Here is a 13,238-nt window from a genome sequence, read left to right on the forward strand (position 1 = left end):
CGGTTGCAGGCGGCGCGGCCTGCTGCGGCTGGCCGGGGGTGCCGGGCTGCGGCGGCGGCGCGGGGCGCGTCTGCGCGGGTCCGACCATCGGCTGCTCTGGAAGCGCGTTGAGGTCGATCGGACTGTCGATGTCCTGCCCGGCGCTGGTGCCGTAGGTCACCTCGCCATTGGCATCGGGCGTCATTCCGCCGGGATTGGGCGGGCGGACCTTGTAGGGGCCGGGCTCGGCCTTGATGATCTGGCCGTTGCCACCCGCGACGCCGCGCTGGCCGCGATACCAGAGGATGCCCGCCGTCAACAAAGCGATCGCGACGAGCACGAGGATCGCGGCGAGGATCAGCCCGCCATAGCCCGCGCCCTCGGCGGCATATGCGTCGTCCTCGTCCTCGACAGGCTCCAGCCACGGCAGGCGCTCGCGTGCCGCGTCGCCCGAACTGCCCCGCCGGATCTCGACCATCGCCTAGTGCAACTCCTCGGCCGCCTCGACGCCGATGACGCCGAGGCCGTTGCGGATGATCTGCCCGATCGCGTCGGCCAAAGCCAGCCGTGCCGCGCTGAGCGGCGGATTATCGGCGAGAAGGAAACGCCGCCCCGGATCGTCATTCCCGCGATTCCACAGAGCGTGGAAGGCGGCGGCGAGATCGTACAGATAGAAAGCGATGCGATGCGGCTCGCGCGTCGCCGCCGACCCCTCGATCATGCGCGGGAATTGCGCGGCGAGCTTCACCAGCGCCAGTTCCTCGGCATCGAGCAGGCCGAGATCGGCCTCGGGCAGCACCATCCCCGCTTCGGCCGCGCGCCGGTGGAGCGAGAAGATCCGGGCGTGCGCATATTGCACGTAGAAGACCGGATTGTCCTTCGACGCCTCGACCACCTTGGCGAAATCGAAATCCATCTGCGCATCGGCCTTGCGCGTCAGCATCGTGAAGCGGACGACATCCTTGCCCACTTCGTGGACGACATCGGCGAGCGTCACGAAGCTGCCCGAGCGCTTCGACATCTTCACCGGCTCGCCGTTGCGCAGCAGCTTGACCATCTGGACGAGCTTCACGTCGAACTTCTTGTCGCCGCCGGTCAGCGCCTTCACCGCCGCCTGGATACGCTTGACCGTGCCGGCATGATCGGCGCCCCAGATGTCGATCAGCTGGTCGGCGCTCTCGGTCTTCTGGAAATGATATGCGAGATCGGTGCCGAAATAAGTGAGCCCGCCATCCGATTTGCGCACCGGGCGATCCTGATCGTCGCCGAACGCGGTCGAGCGGAAGAGCGTCATCTCGGTCGGCTCCCAATCGTCGGGCAGCTCGCCCTTGGGCGGCTCCAGCGTGCCCTGGTAGATGAGCCCGTCGGCGCGCAGCCGATCGAACGCCGCCTCGACGCGCCCCTCCGCCTGCACGGCGGCCTCGGAGGCGAAAACCTCGTGGACGATGCCGAGCAGAGCGAGATCGGCGCGGATCATCTCCATCATCGCCGCGACGGCGCGCGTGCGGAACAGATCGAGCCAGTCGCTCTCGGGCTTGCCGACATACGCATCGCCATATTCGGCGGCGAGCGCCTGGCCGATAGGGATCAGATAATCGCCGGGATAATAGCCCTCGGGGATCGCGCCGATCTGCTCGCCCAGCGCCTCGCGATAGCGCAGATGGACCGAGCGGCCGAGCGTCTGCACCTGCGCGCCGGCATCGTTGATATAATATTCGCGCGTGACCGCGTAGCCCGCATATTCGAGCAGCCCCGCCAGCGCATCGCCGACAACCGCGCCCCGGCAATGCCCCATATGCATCGGACCCGTCGGATTGGCCGAGACATATTCGACGTTGACGCGCGTGCCCTGCCCTGTCGTCGAGCGGCCATAAGCCGCGGCCTCGGCCAGGATCGTCGCGAGTTCGCTCCGCCACGTCGCCTCGGTCAGGCGCAGGTTGATGAAGCCGGGCCCGGCGATCTCGACGCTCTCGACCTGTGCCAGCGCCTCCAGCTTGGGCGCGAGCAAGGCGGCTAGCGCGCGCGGATTAGTCGCGGCGGGCTTGGCCAGCACCATCGCGGCGTTGGTCGAGAGATCGCCATGCGTCGTGTCGCGCGGCGGCTCCACCGTGATCGCGTCGCGCTTGAGGCCGGCGGGCAGGCTGCCCTCGGCTTCGAGCGCATCGAGCGCGGCGGCGAGATCGGCGGCGAAACGGGCGTAGAGCGTGAGCAAGGGCATGTCCGGGAGAAGAGTGAGCGCGCGCCTTTAGCGGATGCCCTCCAAAAGTGCATCCCTTGATCCTCCCCGGCACGGGGAGGGGGACCGTGCGCAGCATGGTGGAGGGGGGCCCGCCACCCTCACGTCGCTAGACTGGTGAACCCCCTCCATCATCGCTCCGCGACGCCACCTCCCCGTGCCGGGGAGGATCGACAGCCTCGCCGCAGGTGATAATCTCGGAAGATGCCCCATTTTTCCCAGCAGACGATCACCTACATCATCACCGGCTGCGTGATCGCTCTGGTCATGCTGGTCCGCCTGCGCGGCATGAAGCGCGCGAGCCGGCTGCGGCTGGAGACATTGTGGATCATCCCGGCTCTGTTCGGGCTCGCATTCGCGGTCGGCGTGTACGAGGCGCCGCCGCCGACCGCGCTGGGCTGGCTGTGGCTCGCCCTCGCCGCGGCGGCGGGCGCGCTGCTCGGGTGGCAGCGCGGCAAGCTCATGAAGATCAGCGTCGATCCCGATACGCACCAGCTCAACAAGCAGAATTCGCCCGCCGCGATCCTGTTCATCGTCCTGCTGCTCGTCGCCCGCCAGGGGCTGCGCTACGAGGCCGCGCAGGCGGGGATCAACCTGTTGAAGATCACCGGCATCCTGTTCGCCTTCGGCTTCGGCCTGCTGACCGCGACGCGCGCCGAAATGTTCGTGCGCGCGCGGCGCCTGCTGGATCAGGCGCGCGCGCCGCGCCCGGCCTGATCAGAGCCCGTCGGGCATCTCCACCGGGCCGACCACCTCGCGATAGCGCGTCAGTGCGTAGCGATCGGTCATTCCGGCGATGAAATCGCCGATGTGGCGGGTGCGCGCCGGCTCTTCCGCGAAAAGCGCGGCAAGCCACGTCGGCGGGAGCAGCGAGGGATCGCCAAGATAGGCGTCGGCAAGGCCGGCGACGATGACGCCGGCTTTCTCCGCGACTTCGATCTGGCGCGGATGATGATAGAGTTCGCGATACATGAAGCGCTTGAGCGCGCGCTCGCTCGTCGCCATCGCCTCCGAGAAACCGATCAGCGGCTCCGGCGCGGCGCGCACCGCCTCCACCGATGCCGGGCCTGCCGCCGCGATCCGGCGGCGGCTCTCGGCGATCAGATCGCCGACCATCCGCCCGATCTGGTCGCGGATCAGCTCGCCCGCGAGCCGATCGGCCGGAAGATGCGGCCAGCGATCGCGCACCGCCGGCCAGCCTTCGGACACCAAAGGGGCGGCGAGCACGTCCTCGAGCGCCAGCAGCCCGGCATGGAGCCCGTCGTCGATATCGTGATTGTCATAGGCGATATCGTCCGACAGCGCCGCGACCTGCGCCTCGAGCGAGGGCTGGCCGGCCAGCTCGAGCGGGAAATCGCGATCGATCTCGGCCAGCGCCCAGGGTGGGCTGGAGACCGGGCCATTATGCTTGGCCAGCCCTTCCAGCATCTCCCACGTCAGGTTGAGCCCCTCATGGTCGGGGTATGGCGATTCCAGCCGGTCGAGCACACGCAGCGTATGCGCATTGTGATCGAAGCCGCCCGCCACCGCCATCGCCGCCTTCAGCGCATCCTCGCCGGCATGGCCGAAGGGCGGATGGCCGATATCGTGCGCGAGGCACAGCGCCTCGGTGAGATCCTCGTTGAGCCCCAAGGCGCGCGCGATCGTCCGCCCGATCTGCGCGACTTCGATGCTGTGCGTGAGCCGCACGCGGAAATGATCGCCGTCGGGCGCGACGAACACCTGCGTCTTGTGGCGCAGCCGGCGGAAGGCGATCGAATGGATGATCCGGTCGCGGTCGCGCTGGAAGGCGTCGCGCGGCGTGGTCGAGCGGCCGTCGGGCGGACCGAAGCGGCGGCCGCGGCTGCGCGAGGGATCGGAAGCATAAGGGGCAAGCACAAACGCGCGCCATAAAGCGGCGTTTCGCGAAGTCGAGCGTTCCGCGCTTATGGCGATCAGTCTGACCGAAGAAGCGCGTTGGCGCGAGGCCGACGGATCGGAGATCGAGGCTCCGAACAGGAGCCCGTCCATGCGCGATCACAGTCTTCCGCCCGCCCCGATCGAAGCCGGGGCCACGAGCCGCCCGGCGATCCGCGCCCGCCTGCGCGCGCTCAGCGTCGCGCGCCGGATCGAGCTGCGCGACGCCGCGCGCTAGAGCTTTTCCACCGCCTCGCCGGACTTGGTCGAGACGCGGAAGGTGGTCATGCCTTCCTTCTTGCGCTCGCCCACCCAGTCCTGTGCCGCATCGGCGGTCGGGAACGGGCCGATCAGCAGCCGGTTCGTGAAGCGGTAATGCATCGTCCAGGGCGATCGGCTGCCGAGCTGGCCCGGCCATTTCGCCTTGAGCTGCGTCCAGGCGCGCGGCAAATCCGCCTTGTTGGCGCCACCCGCGACCTGCACCCAGTGACGCGCGGGATTGCTCCTGCTCGCCTTGGCCTCCGCCGCCGCCTTCAGCTGGTCGGCTTTCTTCTTCTGCGCGGCGAGTGCCTCGGCGCGCTTCGCGGCCAAATCTTTCGCGTTCGCGGCGGCGACCGCGCGACGCTGGGCGCGCAGCGCGGGCGAATCGTCGACCGTCGCCGGTAAAGGCGGCGCGGCTTCGGGCTGAGGTGCGGGTGTCGCGGCCGAAGGCGCCAGCGCGAAGTCCGAACGGAGCGGCGTGGCGGCGGCGATTACTGTCCGCGACGGAGTCACGACAGGCCTGGGCGCAGGAGGAATCGCCTTTGCGACGAGCGTCCGATTGGCGGGCTGCGGGAAGCGGCCGAGGAAGACCGCCGCGGCCTTCTCGCTGGGCTTCAGCGCTGCGATCCTGGCCAGATAGGGACGCAGTGTCGCCACCTGGTTGGCCGGCAAGACGGCGGCGGCATCCTGCTCCGCGCCCGCGACGTCACCCGTCACCGCCTTGGCGAAGGCGCGCGTCCGCCAGGCCGGGATGTCCTGCTTGCGGAGCAAGGGATCGAGCGTCGTCAGCGCCGCAGGAAGATTGCCCGATATCGCCTGGCTGAGCGCTAGCCGGCGTGTCGTCGTCGGGTCGCCAGGCCGGCCGAGCAAGGCGAGCTGGTAGCTGGCCTGCGCGCGGCGGCTGTCGCCGGTCAGATCGTAAGCGAGGCCGCGATCCTCGGCGAGGCTCGCCTCCGCAACGCCCAATGACAGCGCCTGCTTGAAATAGCGCAAGGCCGCGCGGCCGTTGCCGGTCTGGACGGTCGCCGATCCGAGCCCTGCCTTCACTGCTCCATCATTGGGCGCGAGATCCTCGGCGCGCGCGAAGAAGCCCGTCGCGGCATTGACGTCGCCCACCGCGAGCGCGGCGCGCCCCGCCCCGGCGAGCGCCTCGACATTGTTGGGCGAGGTGGAGAGCACGCGCAGATATTGCGACAGCGCCTCGGCCTGATCGCCCCGCGTCGCGGCCGCGCGCGCGATCGAGAGCGCATCGCCCGGGATGATCGCGGGCGCTGGCGCTTCGGACTCGACGCTGTCCTGAGGGATCTGGGCGAAAAGCGGCGCGGCCAAAGCGGCGGCGAGCAGGAGAATCGGGCGGGCGAACATCCGCGGCGTCATAGGCCGGATCGGGCAGCGCGGCGATGAATGTGCGCAGGCCGCGACGCCGGGACGGTCATGCCATCCGACGAGAAGCCGGGCGAGCCTTCGCCATCCCGGCCTTCACCGGGATGGCGAGGCGCCGATTACTGGTTGTTCTGGCGATTGAGGAAGCGCGGGATGTCGAGCGGATCGGAGACCGCCTCATCTTCGTCATCGTCATTGCCGACCTTGGCCGAGCCGCGCGCCATGCTCGACATGCGCTCGAACAAGGTGCCGCCTTCGCGCGCCGGGGTCGCGGCGCGCGGTGCTTCGCCACGCTCGGCGCGCAGCCAACGGCGCGGGCCGCCGGCGGGCGCCCCTTCGGGGACTGGTGCCTGGATAGGCGCGGGCGCCTCCTCGACCGTCGCCTCGGCCTCGCCGAGGACGAGTTCGTCCTGCTCGTCGAGCGCCGCTTCGGGTGCGGACGGCGCCGGCTCGGCAGCCGGCGGATCATAGCTCGCCTCGGGGGCGGGCGGCGCTTCGGCGGCCGGGGTGCGGACTTCGGCGCGGCTGCGCGGCGGGAAGCTGAACAGCTTGCTCGGCTCGGGCTGCGGATGCGCGACGCTGTCCGCCTCGATGCCGGTGGCGACGACCGAGACGCGGATGCGCCCTTCCAGATCGTTGTTGAAGGCCGAGCCCCAGATGATGTTCGCGTCCGGATCGACCAGCTCGCGGATATGATTGGCGGCCTCGTCGACCTCCATCAGGCGCATATCCTCGCCGCCGGTGATCGAGACGATGACGCCCTTGGCGCCCTTCATGCTCACGCCATCCAGCAGCGGATTGGCGATCGCCTTCTCGGCCGCCTCGATCGCGCGATTGTCGCCGCCGGCCTCGCCCGTGCCCATCATCGCCTTGCCCATCTCGCTCATCACCGAGCGGACGTCGGCGAAGTCGAGGTTGATCAGGCCCGGCATGACCATCAGATCGGTGATGCCGCGCACGCCCTGCTGGAGGACCTCGTCCGCCATCATGAACGCTTCCTTGAAGGTCGTGTTCGGGTTGGCGATCAGGAACAGGTTCTGGTTGGGGATGACGATCAGCGTGTCGACATGCTTCTGCAGCTCGGCGATGCCCGCGTCGGCGGACTTCATCCGGCGGCTGCCCTCGAAGCTGAACGGCTTGGTGACGACGCCGACCGTCAGGATGCCGCGCTCGCGCGCTGCCTTGGCGATGACCGGCGCCGCGCCCGTGCCCGTGCCGCCGCCCATGCCCGCCGCGATGAAGCACATATGCGCGCCGTCCAGCGCCTTCTCGACCTGATCCATCGTCTCTTCGGCCGCCGCGCGCCCGATCTCGGGTCGCGATCCGGCGCCCAAACCCTGGGTGATCTTCAGGCCCAGCTGGATGCGCTGCTCGGCGGGCGAGGCGTTGAGCGCCTGCGCGTCCGTATTGGCGACGATGAAATCGACCCCCTGGACCTCGGCCGCGATCATGTTCGCAACCGCGTTACCGCCGGCGCCGCCGACGCCGATCACGCTGATGCGGGGCTTGAGTTCGTCGATTTCCGGCCGGAGGAATTCGATGGTCATGAGGGCACCCTTACACAGACGAAGCGGCTGGCCGCCAATTGTGTTGAATCTGACAGACTAAAGCCGCTCGTGCGAGCGATTTGTGAGAAATTAACCACGTGTTATCCACAGACTTGTTCACGTCAGTACGAACTTTTCACCACCGCCAGCAGCCTCTGGACCAGATTACCGGGCGAAAGCTTGACGATGGTTTGCGGCGCGGGAGACGGCCGCAGATCGATCGGATCGGACGCGGCGAACTGTACGAGCCCCGCAAGCGTCGAGAAAGCCGGGCCGCTATGCGCTTCGGGCAGTCCGATCAGTCCGCGCGGCCGGCCGATGCGGACCGCGCGGCCGAGCGTACTCTGCGCATAATCGGCGATACCCTTCAGCTCCGCGCCGCCGCCGGTCAGCACCACCTGCCGCCCGACCGGGCCGACGAAGCCGAGCTTCTTGAGCGCATCCTCGATCTGGCCGAAGATCTGCTCCAGCCGCTGGCGGATCACCGAGGTGAGCTGCGCGCGGGTGATGCGCGGCGCCTCGCCCGCATCCTGCTCGCCCGAGAGCGGCGCGACCTCGATCATCTCGTGATTGTCGCGCGGGGAGGTCTGCGCGGAGCCGTGGAAGCATTTCATCCGCTCGGCCTGCGCGCGGCGCGTGCCGAAGGCGGTGGCGATATCGTCGGTGATGTCGGCAGCGCCCAGCGGCACCGAGGTGAGCCCGACGAGAAGCCCGCCCGCGAAGAGCGAGACGTTCGTCACTTCCGCGCCGAGCTCGACGAGCGCCACGCCCAGCTCGCGCTCCTCGGGCGAGAGGCAGGCCATCGCGGTCGCGATCGGGCTCGCGACGATCTGGCGGACCGCGAGATGCGCCGAGCGGACGCACAGATCGAGATTGCGCACCGGCGACGGCTCGGCGACGACGACATGGATATCGACACCCAGCCGATCGGCATGGAGGCCGAGCGGGTTTTTGACGCCCTTCAGCCCATCCAGCGTGTAGAGTGTCGGCTGCGCGTGGAGCACCATCCGCCCGTCGGGATCGATCGAGCGGCGTCCGGCCTCCAGCAGTTCATCGATATCGCGCTGCGCGATGCGCTGCCCGCCCAGATCGACTTCGACCGAGGCGACGTCGGAATAGAGCCCGCCCGCCGAGAAGCTGAGCCACGTCTCGTCGATCTGCGTGCGCGCGATCCGCTCGGCCTGCTCCACCGCCTCGCGCACCGCGCCCTCGGTCGCGCCCATGTCGGCGATATAGCCGCGACGGATGCCCCGGCTCTCGCGCTGGCCGGTGCCGAGCACCATCAGCCCATCCGGCGTCGGCTGCGCGATCAGCGCCGCCACCTTAGACGAGCCGATATCGAGCGCCGTGATCAATCCTTCGCTACGCGTCTGGGCCATGACCGCGCCTCGTTACTGGACTCCCCTCCCTGGAAGGGAGGGGTTGGGGGTGGGTGGATCCGGTGGCGGCCGCGCGGCGCGCCGATAGCGACCCACCGCTCGATCCCCTCCCTTTCAGGGAGGGGAAGAAGAAGAACGCCCTCATATCGGATTGGCCGACTGCGGCGGCGTGACCTTCGCCCCCGGTTCGCTCGACATGCGGACCACCATCCGATCGGGAACGCGCATGTCGAAGCGGACGATCCCCTGCCCCAGCAGGCGCGCTTCGCTATCCTTGTGCGCGAAAAGCGCGAAGGCGTCGCGCGCCGCCTTGTCGCCCTCGGGCAGCATCAGCGTCTCGCCCGACTGGAAGCGCACGTCCCAGCGCCGTCCGCCGACCCAGGTCGCGCCCTCGATCAGGGGTTTGAGCACCGGCTGGCCGGCGATCAGCGTGCCGAATTCGGCGGCATGCAGGTTCGCGCCCTCGCCGATGACAAGGGGCAGCTGGTCGAGCGGCGCGGACGGATCGACCGGCGCGATCACGCGGCCCGCGGCATCGATCAGCGAAAGCTTGTAATCGTGCTGCCAGACGCCCGCGGGCTTGCGCTCGACGATATCGACGACGAGCGTATCGGGCAGCCGCCGCGAGACGCGCGCATCCTCGACCCACGCAAGGCCCAGCAGCGACTGGCGGATGCCCGACAGATCGACGAGCGGCATATCCTGCCCGCGCGAATCCATCGCCACGCGATAGACCGCGTCGCGATCGACATGGCTCCGCCCGTTGACCTCGATCGTGTGGACGACGAGCCCCATCCGCCCGAGATTGTGCGCGAGCGACAAACCGATCATCCCCGGCACGCCCATCGCGACGACGCCCGCGATCAGCCCGCCTGCGAGGAACAGCCCGAGGCTCCAGTTGCGCACGCTGCGCAGGAAGCCATCCGGCAGCGGCAAAGCGGCGAAGGCCCGGCCGATCATCGCGCCCGCCTTTGGCGCGGCGGTGCGCGCGGGTGGGCGGACGCGCGTCGGCGCGCGGCGCGCGGCATTGCCGCTCGTGCCGCGCGACGATCGCTTGGGCAGGGCCTTCGCGCTCATGCCGGCCTTCCTTGCAGCGCATCGTCGAGGATCGCCTGGACCAGCGCCTCGTACGAGATGCCGATCGCGCGCGCCTGTTCGGGCACGAGGCTGAGCGGGGTCATGCCGGGCTGGGTGTTGACCTCCAGCGAATAGAGGCCCGCCTCGCCCTGTTCATCGTCCCACCGGAAATCGGAGCGCGAGACGCCGCGGCAACCGAGCAGCCGGTGGGACTTGACCGCCATCGCCAGCATCGAGGCCGCGACATCGTCGGGGATGTTCTCGGCCGGGCAGACATGGGTGGTCATCCCGTCCGTATATTTGGCATCGTAATCGTACCATCCGGACTTCGGAATCAGTTCGGTGATGCCGAGCGCGCGCGGCCCCTCGGCGGTGTCGAGCACCGAAACGGTCAGTTCGCGCCCGCGAATATAGGGCTCGGCGAGCAACGTCTCGAAATGGCGCCACGGGCCTTCGCTGTCGCGCGCGATCGGATCGCCGACATTGCTTTCCGCCGTCACGATCGCGACGCCCACCGAGGAGCCTTCGTTGACGGGCTTCAGCACATAGGGCCGCGCGATCGGATCGCGCTCATACAGGGTTTCCGACGCGACGATCGTGCCCTGCGGCATGCGGATCCCGTGGGGGACGAGCGCCTGCTTGGTCAGCTCCTTGTCGATCGCGACGACCGAGGTGGCGAGCCCCGAATGCGTATAGGTCAGCCCCATCAGATCGAGCATGCCCTGGACGGTGCCGTCCTCGCCGGGAGAGCCGTGGAGCGCGTTGAAGACGATGTCGGGCGCGGCCGCGGCGAGCTTGAGCGCGACATCGCGGCCCATGTCGATCCGCGTCACGCGATGGCCAAGGCTCTCGCACGCCTTGGCGCAGCCCTCGCCCGAGACGAGGCTCACCTCGCGCTCGGCCGACCAGCCGCCCATCAGGACCACGACGTGGAGCGTCATTTCGCCACCCCGACGCGCTGGATTTCCCATTCGAGCTCGACGCCCGACTGCGCCTTGACGCGCGCGCGCACGTCCTCGCCCAGCGCCTCGATGTCGGCCGAGCTCGCCTTGTCGAGGTTGAGCAGGAAATTGGTGTGCTTCTCGGAGACCTGCGCGTCGCCACGCCGCAAGCCGCGACAGCCGGCGGCATCGACGAGCTGCCATGCCTTGTGGCCGTCCGGATTCTTGAAGGTCGAGCCGCCCGTACGGCTGCGCAGCGGCTGGCTGGCCTCGCGCTCCGCGGCGATGCGGTCCATCTCCGCGCCGATCGCCTTGGGATCGCCAGGCCTTCCCTGGAACACAGCCTCGACCACGACCGCGCCTGCGGGCACGTCGGAATGGCGATAGGTATAGCCGAAGCGCGCGGCGTCCCAGCGCTCGACGCTGCCGTCGCGCAGGACGAGCGTCGCCTCGATCAATATATCGCTCGCGTCGCGGCCATATGCGCCAGCATTCATCCGCGCCGCGCCGCCGACCGTGCCGGGGATGCCGCGCAGGAATTCGAGACCGGCAATGCCGGCGTCGCGCGCCGCGCTCGCGACGGTGATCCCCATCGCCGCCCCGCCTGCGCGCACGCGATAGTCCGGCTCGGCGACGACCCGCGCGAACGCCTTGGGCAGGCGCACAACCACGCCGGGAACGCCCCCGTCGCGCACAATCAGGTTCGAGCCGACGCCGACCGGCAGCACCGGGATCCCAGGATCGAGCGCGGCGAGGAAGCGCGCGAGATCGGCGGTGTCGGCCGGGCGCACGAGCCATTCGGCCGGGCCGCCGGTGCGGAACCAGATGAAATCGGCCAGCGATCCGCGCGCCTCGACCGTGCCGGCGAGCGCCGGCAGAGCGGACACGGCGGCGGAGGCGGCCATACTCACGGCTTGACCGACCAAAGCTCGAACCAGCTGCGCCACGCTTTCGCGCCTGCATCGAGCGCGGTCAGGCTTTGCTTCTGCGCGGTCGCGGCGTCACGGCCCGCCGACATCAGCTTGCTCGCCATATCAAGCTGCTGGCGCTGCACGGCCAAAGCCTGTTTCTGCATCGCGATCATCGCCTTCGCCACGTCATTCATGCGCGCGCACTCCGGATCGCATCGGCGAGGCCCGCCGCCCACTTCGTGATGTCGCCCGCGCCGAGGCAGACGACCATGTCGTCGGGCCGCGCCGTCTCCGCCAAAGCCTGCGCGAGCGCCTCGGGGCCGGCGATCGTCTGCGCCGCGCGGTGGCCGCGCTGCTTGAGCCCGTCGACGAGCGCGTCGGCATCGACGCCCTCGATCGGCTGTTCGCCCGCCGCATAGACGGGGGTCACATAGACGATGTCGGCCTCGTTGAACGCGCTCTGGAAATCGGTCATCAGATCGCGCAGCCGCGTGAAGCGATGCGGCTGGACGACCGCGATGACGCGCCCGCGCGCGCCCTCGGTCGCGGCCGACAGCACGGCTCTGATCTCGACCGGGTGATGTCCGTAATCGTCGATGATCGTGATCCCGTCGACGTCGCCTACCTTGGTGAAGCGCCGCTTGACGCCACCGAACTTGGAGAAGCCGGTGCGGATCACGTCGTCCGGCACGCCCAGCTCCAGCGCCACGCCGACCGCCGCCAGCGCATTCTGGACATTGTGGCGGCCCGGCATCGGCAGTTCGATATTCTCGATCGATCGCACGCTGCCGTCGCGGCTGCGGATCAGCGCCTCGAAGCGGTTGCCGCCCGGCACCGGCGTGACGTTCACGCCGCGCACGTCGGCCTGCGCCGAAAAGCCGTAGGTCACGATCTTGCGGTCGCGCACGCGCGGGATGATCGCCTGCACCTCGGGGTGATCGAGGCACAGCAGCGCCGCGCCGTAGAAAGGGACATTCTCGACGAATTCGACGAAGCTGTCCTTCACCTTCTCGAAACTGCCGTAATGATCGAGATGCTCGGGATCGATATTGGTGACGACCGCGATCGTGCCGTCGAGCCGCAGGAAGCTCCCGTCGCTCTCGTCCGCCTCGACGACCATCCAGTCCGACGCACCGAGGCGCGCATTCGATCCGTAGCTGTTGATGATCCCGCCATTGATCACGGTCGGATCGACCCCGCCCGCATCCAGCAGCGCCGCGACCATCGAGGTCGTCGTCGTCTTGCCGTGCGTGCCCGCGACCGCGACAGTGGACTTGAGCCGCATCAGCTCGGCCAGCATCTCGGCGCGGCGCACGACCGGCACGCGCGTCTCCAGCGCCAGCTCGACCTCCGGGTTACCGCGCTTGATCGCGGTAGAGGTCACGACCACCGCCGCATCGCCCAGATTTTCGGCCTTGTGCCCGATCGCGACGGGGATGCCGCGCGCGCGCAGCCCTTCGACGACATAGCCTTCGGCCACGTCGGAGCCCTGCACCTTGTAGCCCAGATTGTGCATCACCTCGGCGATGCCGGACATGCCGATCCCGCCGATCCCGATGAAGTGGATCGTGCCGATATCGGTCGCAACACCGCGCATCAGATCCTCCCCCGCAGGGGGAGGAATTTCA

At 69.0% G+C, this 13,238-nt stretch carries 12 protein-coding genes and 1 pseudogene; 2 read left to right on the forward strand and 11 right to left on the reverse strand.

Annotation, left to right across the window (positions count from 1 at the left end; translation table 11 throughout):
• Positions 1–457 (reverse strand): annotated as a pseudogene (locus Q4F19_RS03675) (SPOR domain-containing protein); the annotation flags it as partial.
• A 3-nt stretch (positions 458–460) separates the two neighbouring features.
• Positions 461–2,197, reverse strand: coding sequence for an arginine--tRNA ligase (argS, locus tag Q4F19_RS03680; RefSeq protein WP_303539977.1), 1,737 nt, complete (start codon positions 2,195–2,197; stop codon positions 461–463).
• 222 nt (positions 2,198–2,419) lie between these two features.
• Here argS and Q4F19_RS03685 point away from each other — a divergent pair, with 222 nt between their 5' ends.
• Positions 2,420–2,932 (forward strand): CcdC protein domain-containing protein, encoded by a 513-nt coding sequence (locus Q4F19_RS03685; RefSeq protein ID WP_303539978.1) that lies wholly within the window; start codon positions 2,420–2,422, stop codon positions 2,930–2,932.
• Here Q4F19_RS03685 and Q4F19_RS03690 read toward each other — a convergent pair whose 3' ends face one another.
• On the reverse strand, positions 2,933–4,093 hold the full coding sequence (locus Q4F19_RS03690; RefSeq protein ID WP_303539979.1) for a deoxyguanosinetriphosphate triphosphohydrolase: 1,161 nt from the start codon (positions 4,091–4,093) through the stop codon (positions 2,933–2,935).
• A gap of 130 nt (positions 4,094–4,223) precedes the next feature.
• On the opposite strand from Q4F19_RS03690, the gene Q4F19_RS03695 reads away from it, so the two are divergent.
• A complete protein-coding gene (locus tag Q4F19_RS03695; RefSeq protein ID WP_303539981.1) occupies positions 4,224–4,349 on the forward strand; it encodes a hypothetical protein in 126 nt (41 codons plus the stop codon).
• On the opposite strand, the gene Q4F19_RS03700 is transcribed toward Q4F19_RS03695, so the two are convergent.
• From Q4F19_RS03700 to murC, 8 genes are all read right to left on the reverse strand, one after another.
• Entirely contained in the window at positions 4,346–5,737 is a 1,392-nt protein-coding gene (locus Q4F19_RS03700; RefSeq protein WP_303539982.1) for an SPOR domain-containing protein, read from the reverse strand. The genes Q4F19_RS03695 and Q4F19_RS03700 overlap by 4 nt on opposite strands.
• A 137-nt stretch (positions 5,738–5,874) precedes the next feature.
• Positions 5,875–7,302 (reverse strand): cell division protein FtsZ, encoded by a 1,428-nt coding sequence (gene ftsZ / locus Q4F19_RS03705; protein ID WP_303539984.1) that lies wholly within the window; start codon positions 7,300–7,302, stop codon positions 5,875–5,877.
• Positions 7,303–7,424: 122 nt separating this feature from the next.
• Positions 7,425–8,681: a cell division protein FtsA gene (gene ftsA / locus Q4F19_RS03710; protein WP_303539986.1), complete on the reverse strand. Its 1,257-nt coding sequence runs from the start codon at positions 8,679–8,681 to the stop codon at positions 7,425–7,427.
• 141 nt (positions 8,682–8,822) lie between these two features.
• A complete protein-coding gene (locus Q4F19_RS03715; RefSeq protein WP_303539988.1) occupies positions 8,823–9,758 on the reverse strand; it encodes a cell division protein FtsQ/DivIB in 936 nt (311 codons plus the stop codon).
• A complete protein-coding gene (locus Q4F19_RS03720) occupies positions 9,755–10,699 on the reverse strand; it encodes a D-alanine--D-alanine ligase (RefSeq protein WP_303539989.1) in 945 nt (314 codons plus the stop codon). The genes Q4F19_RS03715 and Q4F19_RS03720 overlap by 4 nt, the downstream gene beginning before the upstream one ends.
• The gene (murB, locus tag Q4F19_RS03725; protein ID WP_303539991.1) at positions 10,696–11,604 is read right to left on the reverse strand and encodes a UDP-N-acetylmuramate dehydrogenase; all 909 of its coding nucleotides are present in this window, start codon (positions 11,602–11,604) and stop codon (positions 10,696–10,698) included. Before murB ends, Q4F19_RS03720 begins: the two co-directional genes overlap by 4 nt.
• A gap of 2 nt (positions 11,605–11,606) precedes the next feature.
• Positions 11,607–11,795 (reverse strand): hypothetical protein, encoded by a 189-nt coding sequence (locus Q4F19_RS03730; RefSeq protein WP_303539993.1) that lies wholly within the window; start codon positions 11,793–11,795, stop codon positions 11,607–11,609.
• Positions 11,796–11,800: 5 nt separating this feature from the next.
• Positions 11,801–13,207, reverse strand: a complete 1,407-nt coding sequence (murC, locus tag Q4F19_RS03735) for a UDP-N-acetylmuramate--L-alanine ligase (protein WP_303539995.1) — start codon at positions 13,205–13,207, stop codon at positions 11,801–11,803.
• Positions 13,208–13,238: the final 31 nt, after the last annotated feature.

Origin of the sequence: Sphingomonas natans (genome assembly GCF_030546695.1) — a bacterium.
GTDB classification, from domain to species: Bacteria; Pseudomonadota; Alphaproteobacteria; order Sphingomonadales; family Sphingomonadaceae; genus Sphingomonas_I; species Sphingomonas_I natans.

What these genes read in the sequence shown, in the direction of transcription:
- murC (WP_303539995.1), bottom strand. Translation starts at nt 13,207, where the DNA reads ATGCGCGGTGTTGCGACCGATATCGGCACGATCCACTTCATCGGGATC.
- Q4F19_RS03715 (WP_303539988.1), bottom strand. Translation starts at nt 9,758, where the DNA reads ATGAGCGCGAAGGCCCTGCCCAAGCGATCGTCGCGCGGCACGAGCGGC.
- Q4F19_RS03695 (WP_303539981.1), top strand. Translation starts at nt 4,224, where the DNA reads ATGCGCGATCACAGTCTTCCGCCCGCCCCGATCGAAGCCGGGGCCACG.
- ftsZ (WP_303539984.1), bottom strand. Translation starts at nt 7,302, where the DNA reads ATGACCATCGAATTCCTCCGGCCGGAAATCGACGAACTCAAGCCCCGC.
- murB (WP_303539991.1), bottom strand. Translation starts at nt 11,604, where the DNA reads ATGGCCGCCTCCGCCGCCGTGTCCGCTCTGCCGGCGCTCGCCGGCACG.
- Q4F19_RS03685 (WP_303539978.1), top strand. Translation starts at nt 2,420, where the DNA reads ATGCCCCATTTTTCCCAGCAGACGATCACCTACATCATCACCGGCTGC.
- ftsA (WP_303539986.1), bottom strand. Translation starts at nt 8,681, where the DNA reads ATGGCCCAGACGCGTAGCGAAGGATTGATCACGGCGCTCGATATCGGC.
- Q4F19_RS03700 (WP_303539982.1), bottom strand. Translation starts at nt 5,737, where the DNA reads ATGTTCGCCCGCCCGATTCTCCTGCTCGCCGCCGCTTTGGCCGCGCCG.
- Q4F19_RS03720 (WP_303539989.1), bottom strand. Translation starts at nt 10,699, where the DNA reads ATGACGCTCCACGTCGTGGTCCTGATGGGCGGCTGGTCGGCCGAGCGC.
- argS (WP_303539977.1), bottom strand. Translation starts at nt 2,197, where the DNA reads ATGCCCTTGCTCACGCTCTACGCCCGTTTCGCCGCCGATCTCGCCGCC.